This is a genomic window from Pseudooceanicola lipolyticus (genome assembly GCF_002786325.1).
In the GTDB taxonomy this organism is placed as follows: Bacteria; Pseudomonadota; Alphaproteobacteria; order Rhodobacterales; family Rhodobacteraceae; genus Pseudooceanicola_C; species Pseudooceanicola_C lipolyticus.
This window is the reverse complement of sequence record NZ_PGTB01000018.1, coordinates 35,095-52,965: the sequence shown is the minus strand read 5'-3', so window position 1 is coordinate 52,965 and position 17,871 is coordinate 35,095. Positions and strand designations below refer to the sequence as shown.

The following is a 17,871-nucleotide window of genomic DNA, read 5'->3' as shown; positions in this document are numbered from 1 at the left end:
GCAGCCCGAGACGCCGCGCGCCGATACCCGCGACGCGGTCAACGATGCGCTGGCCCAGGCCCTGGGCGGCGGCGAAGAGGTCGCGGCCGAACCCGCCGGTCCGCCCCTGTCGGCCGGCGAGAAAGAGTCGTTGCGCGTGGCGGTGTCGCGGTGCTGGAACGTCGGGTCGCTGTCCTCGGCGGCGCTGAACACCACGGTGGTGGTCAGCGTGGCGATGCAGCAGGACGGCCGGCCCGATACCGGCTCGATCCGGATGCTGTCCAGTTCCGGCGGTGACAGTTCTTCGGCCAGGCAGGCCTTCGAAGCGGCCCGCCGCGCGATTATTCGCTGTGGTGGCTCGGGATTTGACCTGCCGACCGAGAAATATGCACATTGGCGTGATATCGAGATGACGTTTAATCCCGAAAGGATGCGGATCAGATGATACGAGTACTCCTGGGCCTGATTGCCGGAGCCTGTCTGTTTGCAGCGCCGCTTTCGGCCCAGACCGGGCCGCTGCGGATCCAGATCGACGAGGGCGTGATCGAACCGCTGCCCTTCGCGGTGCCCGATTTCGTCCCGGCCAACGCGGCGGCGGCGCAGGTGGCGCGTGATCTGGCTCGGGTGATCGCCGCCGATCTGGCCGGCACCGGGCTGTTCCGCGAGGTGCCCAACACCGCCTATATCAGCCAGGTCAGCGATTTTGCCGCCCCGGTCAACTATGCCGATTGGAAGGCGATCAACGCGCAGGCGCTGATCACCGGCTCGGTCAGTGCCGCGGGCGACCAACTGACGGTGCAGTTTCGGGTTTATGACGTGTTTTCCGATGCCGAACTGGGCAACGGTCTGCAATTTACCGGCTCGACCGCCGGCTGGCGGCGCATGGCGCATAAGGTGGCCGATGCGGTCTATAGCCGGATCACCGGCGAGGGCGGCTACTTCGACAGCCGCGTGGTCTTCGTGTCCGAGACCGGGCCCAAGGACCAGCGGCTGAAGCGGCTGGCGATCATGGATTACGACGGTGCCAACCTGCAATACCTGACCGATTCCAGCGCCCTGGTGCTGGCGCCGCGCTTTTCCCCTACCGGCGACCGGGTACTGTATACCAGCTATGAAAGCGGTGCGCCGCGCATCTATGTGCTGGATGTGGGCCGGGTGGAACGGCGGGTGCTGGAAAGCCAGGAGGGCACGATGAGCTTTGCGCCGCGTTTTGCCCCCGACGGCCAGACCGTGGTGTTCTCGATCACCCAGGGCGGCAATACCGATCTCTATGCCATGGGCATCGCCAATGGCCAGCTGTCGCGCCTGACCAATGCGCCCTCGATCGAAACCGCGCCCAGCTATTCGCCCGATGGCAGCCGCATCGTGTTCGAAAGCGACCGGTCCGGCACCCAGCAGCTTTATGTCATGCCGGCCGGGGGCGGCGAGGCGACCCGGATCAGCTTTGGCCCCGGCCGCTATGGCACCCCGGTCTGGTCGCCGCGCGGCGACATGATCGCCTTTACCAAGCAGAACCAGGGCCGGTTCCATATTGGCGTGATGCGCACCGACGGCAGCGAGGAACGGCTGTTGACCGCCTCGTTCCTGGACGAAGGGCCAACCTGGGCGCCGAACGGGCGGGTGATCATGTTCGCCCGTGAAACCCAGGGCGCGCAGGGCCGGTCATCGTTGTGGTCGGTCGATATCACCGGCCGCAATCTCAAGCCGGTGCGCACTCCCGATGGCGCGTCCGACCCGGCCTGGTCCCCTTTGCAGAATTGATCGCCGGCCCGATGGCCCGCGTTCACAAGCGTGCGGGCCTGTGGTAGAAACGGATCAAGAACGATAAACCGAGAGGCATTTAAATGAGTACCCTCACAAAGTTTCTGACAATCGGCGCAGTGCTGGTTGTATCTGCCTGCAGCAATGGCGGCCTGTTCGGCGGCCGTGACGCGCTGTCTTCGGCCGGAACGGCCGGGGCGGTGGTGCCCGGTTCGGTCAGCGATCCGACCTCGCCGGCTTATTTCAACCAGACCATCGGCGACCGGGTGCTTTTTGCCGTGGACCAGTCCACGCTGAGCCCGCAGGCGCAGACGGTGCTGGACGGTCAGGCACAATGGCTGCTGACCAACACCGACTATATCGCGGTGATCGAGGGTCACGCGGACGAGCAGGGCACCCGCGAATACAACCTGGCGCTGGGTGCGCGCCGGGCCAATGCGGCTCGCGAATACCTGATTTCGCGCGGGGTGGCCGGCAACCGGCTGCAGGTGATCAGCTATGGCAAGGAACGCCCGATCGAGATCTGCAGCGAAGAAGCCTGCTATCAGCAGAACCGCCGCGCGGTGACGGTGCTGTCCAGCGCGCTGACAGGGTAACGGGCCATGCGCGTCCTATGTGCGGTTCTCACGGCCCTGGCCCTTGCGGCGCCGCTGCCGCTGGCGGCGCAGACGCGGGACGAGACGCTGGCGGATATCCGTCAGGAGTTGAACATCCTGTTTGTCGAGATCCAGAAGCTCAAGCGCGAGCTGTCGACCACCGGATCGCCGCAGGTCAACCTGGCCGGCTCCTCCGTGCTGGACCGTGTTGCCGCCATGGAGGCCGAACTTCAGCGCCTGACCTCGGAGACCGAGCAGCTTGAAAACCGGGTGAACCGAGTGGTGACCGATGGCACCAACCGGATCGGCGACCTGGAATTCCGGCTGGTCGAGCTGGAAGGCGGTGATGTCAGCAAGCTGAGCGACACCACCACGCTGGGCGGGGTGGAACCGACCGCCGCCGCCCCGCTGCCCGGCACCCAGGCGCCCACCAGCAGCCAGCCGCAGCTGGCGGTGGGGGAAGAGGCCGATTACCAGGCCGCGATGGCTGCGCTGGACGAGGGCAATTACCGCAAGGCCGCCGATCTTCTGGCGACCTTCAACCAGTCCTATCCCGGCAGCCCGCTGGCGGCCGAGGCCGATCTGAAACGCGGCCATGCGCTGGACCAGCTGGGCGACACCCGCGAGGCGGCGCGCGCCTATCTGTCCAGTTTCAACCTGAACGCCACCGGTCCGGTGGCGCCGGATGCGCTGTATCAACTCGGCGCGGCGCTGGGCCGGCTGGGCCAGACCCAGCAGGCCTGCATCACGCTGGGCGAGGTCGGGTCGCGCTTTCCGGCCGGCGAGGCGGCCCTGGAAGCCCGCAACGAGATGAGCAAACTGGGCTGCACTTGAACGAGGCCGACGCCCATATCCTTCAGGCGGTGCGCAACGGGTTTTCCGGCGCGCCGCCCGAGCGGCTGGGCATTGCGGTTTCAGGTGGGGGCGACTCGGTCGCCCTTTTGCATATTCTGAGCCGGTGTTTCGATCCCGACCGCCTTGCGGCGGCCACCGTCGATCACGGTCTGCGCCCCGAAGCGGCGCAGGAGGCCGAGGCGGTGGCAGCGCAGGCGGCGGCGCTGGGCATCGCCCATGCCACCCTGCGCTGGTCCGGCTGGGACGGCGAAGGCAACCTGCAGGACCAGGCACGGCGCGCGCGCTATCGCCTGTTGGCAGACTGGGCGCGCGCTGCGGGGCTGGGGGCGGTGGCGCTGGCCCACACCTCGGACGACCAGGCCGAAACCTTCGTGATGCGGCTGTCCCGCGCTGCCGGGGTCGATGGGCTGGCGGCGATGCAGCCGCGCCGGGTGGTGCTGGGCGTGCCCTTCCTGCGCCCGGCGCTCGGGCTGTCGCGTGCGGCGCTGCGCGCCTACCTCACCCGCAACGGGCTGAGCTGGGCCGAGGATCCCAGCAATCAGGACGACGCCTTTGGCCGGATCCGGGCGCGGCGGGCGTTGGAACTGCTGGAAGACACCGGCCTGACCGCCGAGGCGCTGGTGCGAGTGGCCGACAATATGGCCCGCGCGCGCGATGCGCTGGACCAATGCACCACCGACGCGGCGCAGGAGGTGGCAAAGATCCGCCACGGCGCCGTCCTGCTGGAGCCGGCGGGCTTTGCCGCGCTGCCGGAAGAGATCGCCCGCCGCATCCTGCTGCGCGCCATCGGCTGGGTCGCGGGGGCGGAATATCCGCCCCGCCGCGCACCGCTGGCCGAGCTGCTGGCGGCGATGCGCCAGGGCAATCCAGCGGGCACGCTGGGCGGCTGCCGCATCCTGCGCAACGGCGCGGGCCTGTGGATCTGCCGGGAATATGCGGCGGTGCGGGACGTTACCGCCCGGCCCGGCGATATCTGGGACAACCGCTGGCGGCTGACCGGTCCCAACGGGCATGGCTGCGAGATCCGCGCGATGGGCCGGTCCGGGCTGGAGCAATGCCCGGATTGGCGCGACATCGGCCTGCCGCGCCCGGCGTTGTTGGCCTCTCCGTCGGTCTGGGAGGGCGATCATCTGGTTGCCGCCCCGGCCGCGGGACGGCCCGAACAATGGTGCGCGACCCTGGCGGTTGCCGAAGACGGGTTCTTTGCCGCACCATTATCGCATTGAACCCTGGCCATTCCTGTCTATTTTAAGAAGGGAGCGGGGGTACGGACGTCGTACCCCTGATAGGTAGGAGACACCCTCTTGGGCAATGCACGTAACATCGCGTTCTGGGTCGTGCTTTTTCTGCTGATCCTTGCGCTGTTCAACCTGTTCAACGGATCCGGCGGCACGCTGCAAAGCCGCGAAATCAGCTATTCTGATTTCGTTTCGGCGGTAAAGGCCGACGAGGTCACACAGGCGACGCTGGATGGCGAACAGATCCGGTTCCGTGGAACCGACAACCAGGACTATGTGACGATCAAACCCGAGGATGCCTCGGTCACGCAATTGCTGATCGAAAACAACATCCCGATCCGGGCCGAGAAACAACAGCAGTCGCTGTTCCAGTCCTTCCTGATCACCCTTCTTCCCTTCCTGCTGCTGATCGGCGTCTGGGTCTATTTCATGAACCGGATGCAGGGCGGCGGCAAAGGCGGGGCGATGGGCTTTGGCAAATCCAAGGCCAAGATGCTGACCGAGAAACATGGCCGCGTCACCTTTGACGACGTCGCGGGCATCGACGAGGCCAAGGAAGAGCTGGAAGAGATCGTCGAATTCCTGCGCAACCCGCAGAAATTCTCGCGCCTGGGCGGCAAGATCCCGAAAGGCGCGCTGCTGGTCGGCCCTCCGGGCACCGGTAAGACCCTGCTGGCCCGCGCCATCGCGGGCGAGGCCGGCGTTCCGTTCTTCACCATCTCGGGTTCGGACTTTGTGGAAATGTTCGTCGGTGTCGGTGCGTCCCGCGTGCGCGACATGTTCGAGCAGGCCAAGAAGAACGCCCCCTGTATCGTGTTCATCGACGAAATCGACGCTGTCGGCCGCCATCGCGGCGCCGGCTATGGCGGCGGCAATGACGAACGCGAACAGACGCTGAACCAGCTGCTGGTCGAGATGGACGGTTTCGAGGCCAATGAAGGCGTGATCATCATCGCCGCCACCAACCGCAAGGACGTGCTGGACCCGGCGCTGCTGCGCCCCGGCCGGTTCGACCGCCAGGTGACCGTTGGCAACCCCGACATCAAGGGCCGCGAGAAGATCCTGGGCGTGCACGCCCGCAAGACCCCGCTGGGCCCGGATGTGGATCTGCGCGTGATCGCACGCGGCACGCCGGGCTTTTCCGGCGCCGATCTGGCCAACCTGGTAAACGAGGCGGCGCTGACCGCCGCGCGGCTGGGCCGACGGTTCGTGGCGATGATCGATTTCGAATCCGCCAAGGACAAGATCATGATGGGGGCCGAGCGGCGCTCGATGGTGCTGACCCAGGACCAGAAGGAAAAGACCGCCTATCATGAGGCCGGGCACGCCATCGTCGGTCTGAAGCTGCCGAAATGCGACCCGGTCTACAAGGCCACGATCATTCCGCGCGGCGGGGCCCTGGGCATGGTGATGAGCCTGCCGGAAATGGACAAGCTGCAGATGTTCAAGGACGAGGCCGAACAGCGCATCGCCATGACCATGGCGGGCAAGGCGGCCGAGATCTTCAAATACGGCGCCGAAAGCGTGTCTTCCGGCCCGGTGGGCGACATCCAGCAGGCCAGCCAGTTGGCCCGCGCCATGGTGATGCGCTACGGCATGTCCGACAAGGTCGGCAATATCGACTACCAGGAAGCCGCCGCCGGCTATACGCCCAATGGCGGCGCCGGGGGCTTCTCGGTCTCGGCCGCGACCAAGGAACTGATCGAGACCGAGGTCAAACGCTTTATCGACGAGGGCTATGCCACCGCCTATCGGCTGATCGAGGAGCACCAGGAAGAGTTCGAGCGCCTGGCGCAGGGCCTGCTGGAATACGAGACCCTGACCGGCGAAGAGATCCAGCGCGTGATCCGGGGCGAGCCGCCGCATGTCAACGAGGATGACGACAACTCGGATGCCGGCAGCGCGCCCAGCGTCACCGCCATCCCGAAGACGCGGCCCAAGCAGACCCCGCCCGATGGCGGCATGGAGCCTGAACCCTCGGCCTGATCGGCGCGGAGAGAAAACCAGAACGGCCAGGCAATCGCCTGGCCGTTTTTGCGTTTCGGGAAGGCGTGATCTCAGCCGCGCGGGATGTCGAATCCGGGCGCGGCAAGGGTGAACCCGTCAAAGCGGAAACCGGGTGAAACGGTGCAGCTGACCAGGGTGTAATCGCCGGTGCTCCGCGCGGATTGCCAATGCTGTTCCGGCACGATGACCTGCGGCGCGCCCTCGGTCAGGTCGGGGGTCAGCAGGTGGTCGGTGGCCGGGCCGGCATCGGTTGCGCTGAGCGACAGGATCAGCGACGCACCGGCATGCCACAGCCAGATCTCGGTGGCGTCGACCCGGTGCCAGTGGCTGCGCTCGCCTGCGCGCAGCAGGAAATAGATGCAGGTGCCGCAGGGCCGGCCCGCGTTCTCGGCGATCCAGGTCTGGCGGTAATGCCCGCCCTCGGGATGCGGTTGCAGGGCAAGGTGGGCGATGATCTCGTCAACGGTCATGGTGCCACGCTATCCGCGCCGCAGCACGAAGGCTATGGCATTTGCGCGCCACAGGCATATGTTCTGGGTATGAGTGTGATGATCCCCTTCGACAACAGTTATGCCCGCCTGCCGGACCAGTTCTATTCGCTGCAGCGGCCCGAACCGGTGCGCGCGCCGCGCCTGGTGGCGTGGAATGGCGAACTGGCGCGCATCCTTGGCCTTCCGGCCGAGGCGGGCGCGGATTTCGCCCAGGTTTTCGCCGGCAACGAGGTGCCCGAGGGCGCCGCACCGCTGGCACAGCTGTATTCCGGCCACCAGTTCGGCAGCTACAATCCGCAGCTGGGCGATGGCCGCGCGATCCTGCTGGGCGAGGTGGTGGGCACCGACGGGATCCGCCGCGATATCCAGCTGAAAGGCGCCGGCCGCACGCCCTACAGCCGGATGGGCGACGGGCGCGCCTGGCTGGGGCCGGTGCTGCGCGAATACGTGGTCAGCGAGGCGATGCACGCGCTAGGAATTCCCACCACGCGGGCGCTGGCCGCGGTGGAAACCGGCGAGAAGGTGATCCGCGAACGGGTGTTGCCCGGCGCGGTGCTGACCCGGGTGGCGCAAAGCCACCTGCGGGTCGGCACCTTCCAGGTCTTCGCCGCGCGCGGCCAGATCGACGCGCTGGCGCAGCTGACCGACTATGCCATCGCGCGCCATTACCCGCAGGCCGAGGGGCCGATGGGCCTGCTGACTGCGGTGCGCGACGCCCAGGCCGAACTGGTGGCCGCCTGGATGGCGGTGGGCTTTATCCACGGGGTGATGAACACCGACAACTGCGCGATCTCGGGCGAGACCATCGATTACGGCCCCTGCGCCTTTATGGACACGTTTCATCCCAACACGGTCTACAGCTCGATCGACCAGTTCGGGCGCTATGCCTATTCCAACCAGCCCGATATCCTGGTCTGGAACCTGGCCCAGCTGGCCACCGCGCTGATCCAGCAGATCGAAGATCGCGAGGCGGCGGCGGAACAGGCAACCGAGATCGTACATGCCATGCCCGACCGGATCCGCGCGGCCTGGCTGCGCCGTTTCGGCGCCAAGATCGGCCTCGCCGAGCCCCGTCCGGGTGACGAGGCGCTGGTCAACGGGTTGCTGCAACGCATGGCCGAGCAGCAGGCGGATTTCACCAACACCTTCCGGGCGCTGGCCGATGGCGCCGCGCGCGACCAGTTCACCGATCCCGAGGCCTTCGACCAGTGGGAGGGCGGCTGGCGGGCACGGATCGCGGATGAGGCCGACCCGGTTCGGGTCATGCGCGCGGCCAACCCGGCCGTCATCCCGCGCAACCACCGGGTCGAGCAGATGATCGAGGCGGCGGTTGCCGGCGATTATGCCCCGTTCGAGCGGCTGAACCGCGTGTTGGCCCATCCCTATGACGACCCGTCCGACGCGGCCGACCTGAAACGCCCCCCGGCCGAGTCCGAAGTGGTCCGGGCCACCTTCTGCGGCACCTGAGCCGCGCGGCCCGGCCGGGCAGGGGCGGGCAAATTTGGTCCTGACCTGGCAAATGGAATATGCAACTCTGTCGCATGTGGGATGGCGTTGAAAACGCCGTAGCGGGAGCGAGACAGATGAGCCTTATGGGAACGCTGGCCAAGGTGGCCATTGGATATGCCGCGGCACGCGGCGTGGACCGGATGAGCGGCGGACAGGGCCTGGGCGGCCTGTTCGGCGGCGCCCAGATCGAGCCGGACAAGGCGCAGGCCAGTCGCGCGCCGGGCGTGGACAGCCTGCAAGAGATGATGGCCGCCTTCACCGGTGGCAAGGGCGGCGATCTGGGGGACATGGTCAAGAAATTTACCAGCCAGTCGGGATTTGACCTGTCGTCGCTGATGGGTGGTGGCGGCACACCCGGCCGCGAGCGCGGGCTGCTCTCCTCGGCCCCCGGCGGCGGCACCGGCATCGCCGGTCTGCTGGCGGCCCTGGGCGGCGCGGCGGCGATGGGGGCCAAGGGCACCGGTGCCGCGTTTGATCAGATGGTCACCAAGGACACCGCGCCGCAGGTCGAAGAGTCGGCCGGCCTTTTGCTGCGGGCGATGATCCAGTCGGCCAAGGCGGATGGCCGCATCGACGACGACGAGCGCAAGAAGATCATGGAAACCGTGGGCGAGGATGCCGATGCCGAGGACATCGCCTTTCTCAAGGCACAGCTGGCCGCGCCGATCGATGTCGGGGCGCTGGCCAAGGACACGCCGCCGGCGATGGCGATGCAGGTCTATTCCATGTCGCTGATGCCGATCCGTGTCGACAGCGTGGGCGAGGCCCATTACCTGGACGAACTGGCCAGCGCGCTGGAGCTGAACCAGGAGACGGTGAACGCGTTGCATCTGCAGATGGGTGTCAAACCCCTGTATGGCTGACCCGGCGGTACGAAACCGGTTGGCTTGCGATGCAGGTTGCGGTAGCAGCCAAAGCCCAAACCGAACCAGAGGCGGCGATGGCGGATACGATCACTGAACGCTGCGAGTCCAAGGGCCTGCGCATGACCGGGCAGCGCCGGGTGATCGCGCAGGTGCTGGAAGAATCCAGCGATCATCCTGATGTGGAAGAACTGTATCGCCGCGCCAGCGCGATCGATGACGGCATTTCCATCGCCACCGTCTATCGCACCGTCAAGCTGTTCGAAGAGGCCGGGATTCTTGAGCGATTGGAATTCGGCGATGGGCGCGCCCGCTATGAAGACGCGATGCGCGACCATCACGACCACCTGATCGATTTGCATTCCGGCGAGGTGATCGAATTTGTCGATCCCGAGATCGAAGAGCTGCAGGAAAAGATCGCCGCCAAGCTGGGCTATGATCTGCGCGGGCACCGGATGGAACTCTACGGGGTGCCGCGCAAGAAGGGCTGAGCCCGCAGGTCAGTGGCGTTCCTGGTCCGGCTGTGGCACCTCTGAGGGCTGACGCCCGCCCAGAAAAAACGGCACCATGACCGACAGGATCAGCAGCCGCATCACATGGCAGGCGGTGACGAATCCGGGATTGGCCCCCAGGGCCGCCCCCAGCGCGATCATCGTCTCCAGCCCGCCGGGGCTGAAGGCGGCCAGCACATGGGCCAGGGGGAACCCCAGCGCCGCGGCCACCGGAACCGCTGTCAGCGCTGCGATGATCGCGGCGACCAAGGTTGCCGCCACGCCCGCCCCCAGGGACAGTTTCAGCGTGGTCAGGCTCATCCCCGAAAACCGGCTGCCGATCAGGGCGCCCAGAACCACGAAGGCGGGAACCAGCACCACCGAGGGCACCGCGCCGGGAACAAGTTCGGTCACATGGGTCAGGCCCGAAACGATCATGCCGCCCAGCAGCGTCGGCGCGGGCGTGCGAAACCGGCGCAGGACCAGGCCCAGCGCCCCGCCACCAGCCACCAGCAGCAGGAAGGGCAGCGGCGTCAGGGCACGTTCGGGGGCAATGCCGATATGGATCGCCGGAAAGCCCATCGCCAGCGCCGCAAACGGCACCAACAGCGTCAGCGCCAGCAGCCGGATGCTTTGCACCACCGCGACGCGGCCCACATCCGCGCGGGTATCGGCCGCAAGGCTCATGACAAAGCTCATATGCCCGGGCGCCGAGGCCAGCAGCGCGGTGCGGCGGTCGAAGCCAAAGCCGCGCTCAAGCACGAACCGGCAGATCAGCATGGTGGCGGCCAGCCCGAGGCCCAGGGCCACGAAGGCCAGCGGCCAGGTCAGGATCGCCGAGCCGGCCGACCGGGTGAAACCGGCACCGATCCCGACTCCCAGCACGACGAAACAGATTTCGCGCACCGCCGGGGCAATCTCGGTGCGCAGCCCCGCCAGACTGGCTAGGCTGACCAGTGTCGCCGGACCGGTCAGCACCGGTGCGGGGATCGACAGCAGCCATGCCAGGGCGGCCCCGATGGCGCTGATGGCAAGCGTTGTCAGGGTCGCGCGCAGGGTGGAAATGTCCGGTAAGGCGTTCATATCCCGGGCTTAGTTGATCCCGGCGCCGGGGGGAAGCGGGGCCGGTGTGGGCAGGATTGAATAATTCGGGCTTTTCGCGGTGACTGTGCCGCGATCTGCACCGGATTCGGCCCCCGGATGGCCTCAACCCTTTTCCTGCCGCCTGCAGCCCGGTAAGAGGCGGTGACTCGTTCGGAGGGACAGAACAAATGAGCACCATCATCGACATTCACGCGCGTGAAATCCTCGACAGCCGGGGCAATCCCACGGTCGAGGTGGATGTCATCCTGGAAGACGGCACCATGGGCCGCGCGGCAGTGCCCTCGGGCGCGTCGACCGGCGCCTACGAGGCGGTGGAAAAACGCGACGGCGACAAGGCCCGGTACCTGGGCAAGGGCGTGCTTGAAGCGGTTGCGGCGGTCAATGGTGAAATTGCCGACATGCTGGTGGGCTTTGACGCGACCGAGCAGGAATCCGTCGATTCGGCGATGATCGAGCTGGACGGCACCGACAACAAGGGCCGGCTGGGCGCCAATGCCATCCTGGGCGTGTCGCTGGCGGTGGCCAAGGCGGCGGCCGATTTCACCACCCAGCCGCTCTATCGCTATGTCGGTGGAACCTCGGCACGGATGCTGCCGGTGCCGATGATGAACATCATCAATGGCGGCGAACATGCCGACAACCCGATCGACATCCAGGAATTCATGATCATGCCGGTGGCCGCGGACAGTATCCGCGAGGCGGTGCGCATGGGCTCGGAAGTGTTCCACACCCTGAAGAAAGAGCTGTCGGGCGCTGGCATGTCCACCGGGCTGGGCGACGAGGGCGGTTTCGCGCCCGAGCTGGGCTCGACCCGCGAGGCGCTGGATTTCATCCTGAAGTCGATCGAGAAGGCCGGCTATAAGCCGGGCGAGGACATCTATCTCGCGCTGGATTGCGCGGCGACCGAATACTTCAAGGACGGCAAATATGTGCTGGCCGGCGAAGGAAAAACCCTGTCGCCCGAGGAAAACGCCGCCTATCTGCAGGCGCTGGTCGCCGATTATCCGATCATCTCGATCGAAGACGGGATGAGCGAAGATGACTGGGATGGCTGGAAGGCGCTGACCGACGCGCTGGGGGCCAAGGTGCAGCTGGTCGGTGACGATCTGTTCGTGACCAATCCCAAGCGTCTGGCCGAGGGCATCGCCAAGGGCTGTGCCAACTCGATGCTGGTGAAAGTCAATCAGATCGGCAGCTTGTCCGAGACGCTTAAGGCCGTCGATATGGCCCATCGCGCCCGCTATACCAATGTGATGAGCCACCGCTCGGGCGAAACCGAGGACGCCACCATCGCCGATCTGGCGGTCGCCACAAATTGCGGTCAGATCAAGACCGGGTCGCTGGCGCGCTCCGACCGGCTGGCGAAATACAACCAGCTGATCCGCATCGAGGAATCGCTGGGCGAAACCGCGGAATATGCCGGGCGGTCGATCCTGAAATAAGGCCAGTGGCGGCATTGCCGCCACCGGCCGTCACCGTTCCTTAGCAGGGCGCGGAATAATAGGTGCCGTCGCCGCGCGCATAGGCGCAATTGCCGCTGGCGCTGTTGCGGGCCACCAGCGTCCCGGCGGCCGCACCGCTCAGGGCGGCAACCACGGTCCAGTTCGAATTGGCATCGAAGGCGTCGGCCAGCAGCAGGCCGGCGCCGGCGCCGGCGGCAGCGCCCAGTGCGGCTTCCTGCTCGGGGGTCATGGTGTCGCAAGCGGCGAGCGCCAAGGCCACTGCGCCGACGATGCCGATAATCCAGGTCTTCATGATCACTTCCTCTTTCCATTCTGGTTTTGCCCGGCCTGTGCCGGACAGTGGGTCTTTGCCCTGCGGCGTAACCTAGGGCTTTGTCAGGCGCTTGCATGACCAGAATGCAGGCGGTGCTGGCACTCGGCAAACTCCCGCCGTCAGTCCCGCTGCCGGCATGGCTTTGGCGAAGTCGAGGCTGTCGTATAAGGTTAGGTCAACACTGTGGGGGACGCGATGCAGATCAGGCTGGCCGAAACCGAAGCCGATTTCGCGGCGGTGCGGATGTTGTGCCGCGCCTATCGCGCCTTGCTGGCCGATCGCTGGCCGGACCATCCGCAATTCCTGGCGCGCTATTACGCCGAAGATGGGTTCGAAGACCTGCTGGACCGGCTGCCCGAACTGCATCGCGCGCCCAAAGGGAGCATCGTCGTCGCCGATCTGGAGGGCCGCGTGGTGGGCTGCGGCATGACCCACGAGGTTGCCCCCGGTATCGCCGAGATCAAGCGGGTCTATGTGTCGGATGCGGCGCGCGGACATGGCGCCGGGCGGAAAATATGCCTTGCGGCAATGGACCAAGCAAAGGCGCAAGGCTATCGCCGGGTGGTGCTGGATTCGACAACGCGGCTGACCGAGGCGATCGCGCTATACCGGGGGCTGGGCTTTGAAGAGATCGAACCCTTCTACGACCCGCCCGAGGATTTTGCCGAGCATCTGCTGTTTTTCGGCCGCGACCTTTAGGCCCGGCGCGGTGGGCTAGAGCTTCTTGCTCATCAGCATATAGCTTTGGCGCGGTTTGAATCCGGCGCGGGTATAGAGTTTCACCGCCTTGCTGTCGTTGCGTTCCACTTCCAGATGCAACGCCCGCAGCCCGGCCGAGGCCAGCGCCTTGGGCAGGGCGTTCAGAACCTCGCTGGCGATGCCGCGTCCACGCACCGCCGGGCGCAGGTAGATCTCGTCGACAAACCCGTCCATGCCGCCGAACTCGACCGACCAGCCAAAGCAGATCACGATATAGCCGATGGGCGAACGGGCCGGGCCGATCAGATAGGCCACGCCATGCGGGCTGCCATCCAGCAGCGGCGCAAGCGCGGCCTGGCGGACGCGGGCTTCGGTCTCGAAACCGGCTTCGGCGTGGAAGGCGGCGACGAGGCCGTCGAGCCGGTCGAAATCGTCCGGCCGGGCAAGGTGTAGGGCGGTGGTCACAGGCGGGCCAGCCTTTCGGTCAGAAGTGAAAAGAACCCATCGGCGTCGATCCCGCCCATGAACGTGGCGTTTGCGGCGCGGTCGGTCACCCCCCACCAATCGGCAACGGTCATGCCCAGGGTCAGGTCTGATCCGGTTTCGATCTCGACATTGATATGGCGCCCGGTGAACAATTCGGGATCGATCAGATAGGCGGTGACGCAAGGATCGTGCAGCGGCGCGCCAAGCGAGCCGTATTTTTCCTTGTCGAAGCGTTCGAAGAAATCGGTCATCTGTGCCACTGCCAGCCCCACCGGCGTGCCAATCGCGCGGAAGGCGTCGTTGCGCGCTGAGGTGACCAGCGCCTGATGGGTGACATCCAGGGGCATCACGACCAGCGGAACGCCGGATTTGAACACGATATCCGCGGCTTCCGGGTCGACATAAATGTTGAACTCGGCCGCCGGCGTGATGTTGCCGACTTCGAAATAGGCCCCGCCCATCAGCACGATCTGGCCGATCCGCGCGGCGATATCCGGCGCCTTTTGCAGCGCCGTGGCGATATTGGTCAGTGGCCCCAACGGGCACAGCGTCACGCTGCCGGGCGCGTTGCTGCGCAGGCAGTCGATGATGAAGTCGACAGCATGGCCATCGGCCAGCGGCATGGTGGGTTCCGGCAGATCCGGACCGTCCAGCCCGGTCTTGCCATGCACATGTTCGGCGGTGACCAGCGGGCGTTTAAGCGGGCGGTCGCAGCCCGCAAACACAGGCATATCCGGCCGCCCGGCCAGTTCGCAGATGATCCGGGCATTGCGCGCGGTCAGGGCCAGCGGCACGTTGCCGGCCACGGCTGTGATGCCCAGAACCTCGATCTCGTCGGGGCTGGCCAGGGCCAGCAGAATGGCGACGGCGTCGTCCTGTCCGGGGTCGGTGTCGATGATGATTTTTCGGGGACTCATGCGCTCTCCTTCGGCGCGCGACAGTCGCAAGCCCGGCCGGGCTTGTCCAGCGCCCGAATGCGCGACATGGTCGGCGCCATGACCAAGCCCGTTTTCATCCATGCCGGCGCCCATCGCACCGGGTCGAGCTCATTCCAGATGTGCCTGGCGCGCAATCGCGCCGGTCTGGAGGCAAACGGGTATGATCTGGCCTATCCCGGCCGCGACGGGGTGCCCGGCGGTGCGTTGCGGCTGAAACTGCCGGGGCCGCGCCACGGGGCCAGGCGCGTACCGGACTTCGCGGCAAGCCTGCGGGCGCACCTGGCTGAGCTGAGCCCCGATCCCGACCGCGCGCTGATCCTTTCGGAAGAGAACATTCCCGGGCGGATGATCCATTTCTACGACGGCCAGTTCTTTCCCGCCTCGGCGCGCCGGCTCGAATCGCTGGCGGCGGCGCTGGAGGCGCCGCCCGCGCACCTGCTTTACGTCCTGCGGCCCTATGACCAGCTGTTCGTGTCGGCCTATCGCAAGCGGGCCGAGGACAACCCGGTCACGCCCTTCGCGCAGCTGGTGCCGCATTTCCTGGCAATGGATCGCGGCTGGCCCGAGCTGGTGGCCGAGTTCCGCGACATTCTGAAACCCCGGCGGCTGACGGTGCTGGACTATGCCGCGCGCGGCGACAGCCGGTCGCTGCTGGCCCGCCTGGTGCCCGACCTGTCCGAAGCGGCGTTGGACGAACCGCTTGAGGCGGTCAATGTCAGCGCCACCGATGCCGCGTTGATCGAATTGCAGAGCCGCTATGGTGCGGGCGAAAGCCTGTCGCGCGAGGACTGGAAGGCGGTGCTGGCGCGCCATGCCGGGGATCGCACCGCGCGCGGCGTGGCCGCGTTTTCCGAAACCGAGCAGCAGGCACTGCGCACGCGCTATACACATGACCTGGAACGGGTGGCGGCGCTGGACGGGGTGGTGTTCGGCTGAAGACCGCCGGTCGGCCGGGCGGCCGGTCCGTCGCTGCGCCGCTTGGGCGGGCAGGCGGCGCTCAGGCGTTCAATCTTCGCTGCTTGCCGCTTTTGACCGCTCCGCAGCCTTCACCGCCTCCCACAGCGCGTCCATCTCGGCCAGGTCGCTGTCCTCCGGTCGCTTGCCCATTTCAGCCAACCGCGCCTCGATCCCTTCAAACCGGCGGACGAACTTGGCGTTGGCGCGGCGCAGCGCCGCTTCGGGATCGACCCCAAGATGCCGGCCCAGATTGGCCATCACGAACAGCAGGTCGCCGAATTCCTCCTCGATCTCGTCGGGGCCCAGGTGGTCGCACGCTTCGGCCAGTTCCTGCGCCTCTTCGGTGATCTTGTCGAGCACATGGCTGGCATCGGGCCAGTCAAAGCCGACCCGCGCCGCGCGTTTCTGCAGTTTCAGCGCGCGCAGCAGCGCCGGCAGACCGATGGCAACACCGTCCAGCGTGCCTTTCTGCGCCTTGCCCGCGCGTTCCGCGGCCTTGATCTTTTCCCAGTCGCGGGTTTGCTGATCGGCGGATTTTTCGCGGGTTTCGTCGCCAAACACATGCGGGTGCCGAGCGACCAGCTTGTCGGAAATCGCCTGCACCACCGACTGGAAAGAGAATCGGCCGGCCTCTTCGCCCATCTGGGTGTGATAGACCGTCTGCAGCAGCAGGTCGCCCAGTTCGCCCTCCAGCTCGCCCCAGGCGCCGCGCTCGATGGCGTCGGCGACCTCGTAGGCCTCTTCGATGGTATAGGGCGCGATGGTGGCGAAATCCTGCTCGATATCCCAGGGGCAGCCGCTTTCGGGATCGCGCAGCCGGCGCATGATCTGCAGCAGCCGGTCGATCCCGGCGTCGCGGTCGTGAATCAGGGCGTCATCGGGCATTGCGGCGGCCTCTTTTCCGGTGTCTGATGGATTGGTCCCATTGTGCGGCCAAGGAGTCCAGCCCATGCCCGTCGTCAACCGCATTGCCGAGTTTTCGGGCGATATGACCCGATGGCGACAACACCTGCACGGCATCCCCGAACTGGGGCAGGACTGTCATGACACCGCCGCCTTCGTCACCGCGCGGCTGCGCGAGTTCGGCGTCGACGAGATCCACGAGGGCTTTGCCAAAACCGGCATCGTGGCGCTGATCCGGGGGCAGGGCGACGGGCCCACCATCGGGCTGCGCGCCGATATGGACGCGCTGCCGATCGCCGAGGCGACCGGGCTGGACTATGCCAGCGCGCGTCCCGGCAAGATGCATGCCTGCGGCCATGACGGCCACACCACCATGCTGCTGGGCGCGGCGCGTTACCTGGCCGAGACGCGGAATTTCACCGGCCGCGTGGCGCTGATCTTCCAGCCGGCCGAGGAAACCGGCGGCGGCGCCGAGGTGATGGTGGACCAGGGGGTGCTGGACCGGTTCGACATCTCGCAGGTCTATGCGCTGCACAATGCGCCGGGATATGCGCCGGGCGAGTTCCTGACCACGCCGGGGCCGATCATGGCGGCGGTTGATGAATTCCGCGTGCATATCAAGGGCGTTGGCGGCCATGGCGCGATGCCGCATGCCACCCGCGATCCGGTGGTCGCGGCGGTGGCGATCGCGCAGGCCTTTCAGACCATCGTCAGCCGCAACGCCTATGCGCTGGACAACCTGGTGGTTTCGGTCACCCAGATCCATGCCGGCACCACCGATAATGTCATCCCCGACACCGCCTTCCTGAACGGCACGGTGCGGAGTTTCGACCTGGAGGTGCAGCGCATGGTGCGCAACCGGATGCGCGAGATCGTGCAGGGCCATGCGATGAGTTTCGGGGTCGAGGTTGAACTGGACTATCTCCAGGGCTATCCGCCCACCATCAACGATGCCGACAGCGCGGCATTTGCCGCCGAGGTGGCGCGCGAGATCTCGGGGCCGGCGCGGGTGAGCGACGACTCACCCCGGCGCATGGGGGCCGAGGATTTCGCCTATATGCTCAAGGCCCGACCGGGCGCCTATCTGTTCCTGGGCCAGGGCGAGGGCGCCGGGCTGCATCACCCGGAATACAACTTCAACGACGAGGTGGCGCCGGTCGGCGCCTCGTTCTTTGCCCGGCTGGTGGAACGGGCACAGCCGCTGGCAGCGGGGTAGAC

19 protein-coding genes are annotated in these 17,871 nt (G+C 66.5%); 13 read left to right on the top strand and 6 right to left on the bottom strand.

Annotation, left to right across the window (positions count from 1 at the left end):
- The 6 genes from tolA to ftsH all read left to right on the top strand — a co-directional run.
- Nucleotides 1–424: cell envelope integrity protein TolA (tolA, locus tag CVM52_RS07930; protein ID WP_503128391.1), on the top strand; the 424-nt coding region annotated here is incomplete at its 5' end.
- Complete coding sequence (gene tolB / locus CVM52_RS07925; protein WP_100161966.1) at nt 421–1,740, top strand: Tol-Pal system beta propeller repeat protein TolB; 1,320 nt, start codon at nt 421–423, stop codon at nt 1,738–1,740. The genes tolA and tolB, both read left to right, overlap by 4 nt.
- A gap of 83 nt (nt 1,741–1,823) precedes the next feature.
- A complete protein-coding gene (gene pal / locus CVM52_RS07920) occupies nt 1,824–2,336 on the top strand; it encodes a peptidoglycan-associated lipoprotein Pal (protein WP_100161965.1) in 513 nt (170 codons plus the stop codon).
- 6 nt (nt 2,337–2,342) lie between these two features.
- Entirely contained in the window at nt 2,343–3,170 is an 828-nt protein-coding gene (gene ybgF, locus CVM52_RS07915; protein ID WP_100161964.1) for a tol-pal system protein YbgF, read from the top strand.
- Between the two features lie 17 nt (nt 3,171–3,187).
- Nucleotides 3,188–4,417, top strand: a complete 1,230-nt coding sequence (gene tilS, locus CVM52_RS07910) for a tRNA lysidine(34) synthetase TilS (RefSeq protein WP_100161975.1) — start codon at nt 3,188–3,190, stop codon at nt 4,415–4,417.
- Between the two features lie 78 nt (nt 4,418–4,495).
- Nucleotides 4,496–6,415, top strand: coding sequence for an ATP-dependent zinc metalloprotease FtsH (ftsH, locus tag CVM52_RS07905; RefSeq protein WP_100161963.1), 1,920 nt, complete (start codon nt 4,496–4,498; stop codon nt 6,413–6,415).
- 71 nt (nt 6,416–6,486) lie between these two features.
- Here ftsH and CVM52_RS07900 read toward each other — a convergent pair whose 3' ends face one another.
- Nucleotides 6,487–6,906: a cupin domain-containing protein gene (locus tag CVM52_RS07900; RefSeq protein ID WP_100161962.1), complete on the bottom strand. Its 420-nt coding sequence runs from the start codon at nt 6,904–6,906 to the stop codon at nt 6,487–6,489.
- Nucleotides 6,907–6,975: 69 nt separating this feature from the next.
- Here CVM52_RS07900 and CVM52_RS07895 point away from each other — a divergent pair, with 69 nt between their 5' ends.
- From CVM52_RS07895 to CVM52_RS07885, 3 genes are all read left to right on the top strand, one after another.
- The gene (locus CVM52_RS07895; protein ID WP_100161961.1) at nt 6,976–8,394 is read left to right on the top strand and encodes a protein adenylyltransferase SelO; all 1,419 of its coding nucleotides are present in this window, start codon (nt 6,976–6,978) and stop codon (nt 8,392–8,394) included.
- Nucleotides 8,395–8,510: 116 nt separating this feature from the next.
- Nucleotides 8,511–9,299 (top strand): DUF533 domain-containing protein, encoded by a 789-nt coding sequence (locus CVM52_RS07890; protein WP_100161960.1) that lies wholly within the window; start codon nt 8,511–8,513, stop codon nt 9,297–9,299.
- 77 nt (nt 9,300–9,376) lie between these two features.
- A complete protein-coding gene (locus tag CVM52_RS07885) occupies nt 9,377–9,790 on the top strand; it encodes a Fur family transcriptional regulator (protein ID WP_100161974.1) in 414 nt (137 codons plus the stop codon).
- Nucleotides 9,791–9,799: 9 nt separating this feature from the next.
- Here CVM52_RS07885 and CVM52_RS07880 read toward each other — a convergent pair whose 3' ends face one another.
- Nucleotides 9,800–10,873, bottom strand: a complete 1,074-nt coding sequence (locus CVM52_RS07880) for an AbrB family transcriptional regulator (protein ID WP_100161959.1) — start codon at nt 10,871–10,873, stop codon at nt 9,800–9,802.
- 188 nt (nt 10,874–11,061) lie between these two features.
- Between CVM52_RS07880 and eno the strand changes: the two genes are divergently transcribed.
- Nucleotides 11,062–12,336 (top strand): phosphopyruvate hydratase, encoded by a 1,275-nt coding sequence (eno, locus tag CVM52_RS07875; protein WP_100161958.1) that lies wholly within the window; start codon nt 11,062–11,064, stop codon nt 12,334–12,336.
- A 40-nt stretch (nt 12,337–12,376) separates the two neighbouring features.
- Here the strand turns inward: eno and CVM52_RS07870 are convergent, their stop codons facing one another.
- Nucleotides 12,377–12,649: a glucose-6-phosphate isomerase gene (locus tag CVM52_RS07870; protein WP_100161957.1), complete on the bottom strand. Its 273-nt coding sequence runs from the start codon at nt 12,647–12,649 to the stop codon at nt 12,377–12,379.
- Nucleotides 12,650–12,865: 216 nt separating this feature from the next.
- Between CVM52_RS07870 and CVM52_RS07865 the strand changes: the two genes are divergently transcribed.
- Nucleotides 12,866–13,369: a GNAT family N-acetyltransferase gene (locus CVM52_RS07865; RefSeq protein WP_100161956.1), complete on the top strand. Its 504-nt coding sequence runs from the start codon at nt 12,866–12,868 to the stop codon at nt 13,367–13,369.
- Nucleotides 13,370–13,384: 15 nt separating this feature from the next.
- Here the strand turns inward: CVM52_RS07865 and CVM52_RS07860 are convergent, their stop codons facing one another.
- Nucleotides 13,385–13,834, bottom strand: coding sequence for a GNAT family N-acetyltransferase (locus CVM52_RS07860; protein WP_100161955.1), 450 nt, complete (start codon nt 13,832–13,834; stop codon nt 13,385–13,387).
- Nucleotides 13,831–14,772 carry a nucleoside hydrolase gene (locus CVM52_RS07855; protein ID WP_100161954.1) on the bottom strand — a complete coding sequence of 314 codons (942 nt, stop codon included), beginning with the start codon at nt 14,770–14,772 and terminating at the stop codon, nt 13,831–13,833. The genes CVM52_RS07860 and CVM52_RS07855 overlap by 4 nt, the downstream gene beginning before the upstream one ends.
- Nucleotides 14,773–14,850: 78 nt before the next feature.
- Between CVM52_RS07855 and CVM52_RS07850 the strand changes: the two genes are divergently transcribed.
- A complete protein-coding gene (locus CVM52_RS07850) occupies nt 14,851–15,729 on the top strand; it encodes a hypothetical protein (protein WP_133119809.1) in 879 nt (292 codons plus the stop codon).
- Nucleotides 15,730–15,798: 69 nt separating this feature from the next.
- On the opposite strand, the gene mazG is transcribed toward CVM52_RS07850, so the two are convergent.
- Nucleotides 15,799–16,635, bottom strand: a complete 837-nt coding sequence (mazG, locus tag CVM52_RS07845; RefSeq protein WP_100161952.1) for a nucleoside triphosphate pyrophosphohydrolase — start codon at nt 16,633–16,635, stop codon at nt 15,799–15,801.
- Between the two features lie 64 nt (nt 16,636–16,699).
- Between mazG and CVM52_RS07840 the strand changes: the two genes are divergently transcribed.
- The gene (locus tag CVM52_RS07840) at nt 16,700–17,869 is read left to right on the top strand and encodes a M20 aminoacylase family protein (protein ID WP_100161951.1); all 1,170 of its coding nucleotides are present in this window, start codon (nt 16,700–16,702) and stop codon (nt 17,867–17,869) included.
- Nucleotides 17,870–17,871: the final 2 nt, after the last annotated feature.

Excerpts from the sequence above, each read along its gene's own strand:
- CVM52_RS07870 (WP_100161957.1), bottom strand. The coding sequence starts at position 12,649 with ATGAAGACCTGGATTATCGGCATCGTCGGCGCAGTGGCCTTGGCGCTC.
- ybgF (WP_100161964.1), top strand. The coding sequence starts at position 2,343 with ATGCGCGTCCTATGTGCGGTTCTCACGGCCCTGGCCCTTGCGGCGCCG.
- CVM52_RS07850 (WP_133119809.1), top strand. The coding sequence starts at position 14,851 with ATGACCAAGCCCGTTTTCATCCATGCCGGCGCCCATCGCACCGGGTCG.
- eno (WP_100161958.1), top strand. The coding sequence starts at position 11,062 with ATGAGCACCATCATCGACATTCACGCGCGTGAAATCCTCGACAGCCGG.
- CVM52_RS07885 (WP_100161974.1), top strand. The coding sequence starts at position 9,377 with ATGGCGGATACGATCACTGAACGCTGCGAGTCCAAGGGCCTGCGCATG.
- tolB (WP_100161966.1), top strand. The coding sequence starts at position 421 with ATGATACGAGTACTCCTGGGCCTGATTGCCGGAGCCTGTCTGTTTGCA.
- CVM52_RS07855 (WP_100161954.1), bottom strand. The coding sequence starts at position 14,772 with ATGAGTCCCCGAAAAATCATCATCGACACCGACCCCGGACAGGACGAC.
- CVM52_RS07840 (WP_100161951.1), top strand. The coding sequence starts at position 16,700 with ATGCCCGTCGTCAACCGCATTGCCGAGTTTTCGGGCGATATGACCCGA.
- mazG (WP_100161952.1), bottom strand. The coding sequence starts at position 16,635 with ATGCCCGATGACGCCCTGATTCACGACCGCGACGCCGGGATCGACCGG.
- CVM52_RS07900 (WP_100161962.1), bottom strand. The coding sequence starts at position 6,906 with ATGACCGTTGACGAGATCATCGCCCACCTTGCCCTGCAACCGCATCCC.
- CVM52_RS07880 (WP_100161959.1), bottom strand. The coding sequence starts at position 10,873 with ATGAACGCCTTACCGGACATTTCCACCCTGCGCGCGACCCTGACAACG.
- CVM52_RS07895 (WP_100161961.1), top strand. The coding sequence starts at position 6,976 with ATGAGTGTGATGATCCCCTTCGACAACAGTTATGCCCGCCTGCCGGAC.
- CVM52_RS07865 (WP_100161956.1), top strand. The coding sequence starts at position 12,866 with ATGCAGATCAGGCTGGCCGAAACCGAAGCCGATTTCGCGGCGGTGCGG.
- CVM52_RS07890 (WP_100161960.1), top strand. The coding sequence starts at position 8,511 with ATGAGCCTTATGGGAACGCTGGCCAAGGTGGCCATTGGATATGCCGCG.
- pal (WP_100161965.1), top strand. The coding sequence starts at position 1,824 with ATGAGTACCCTCACAAAGTTTCTGACAATCGGCGCAGTGCTGGTTGTA.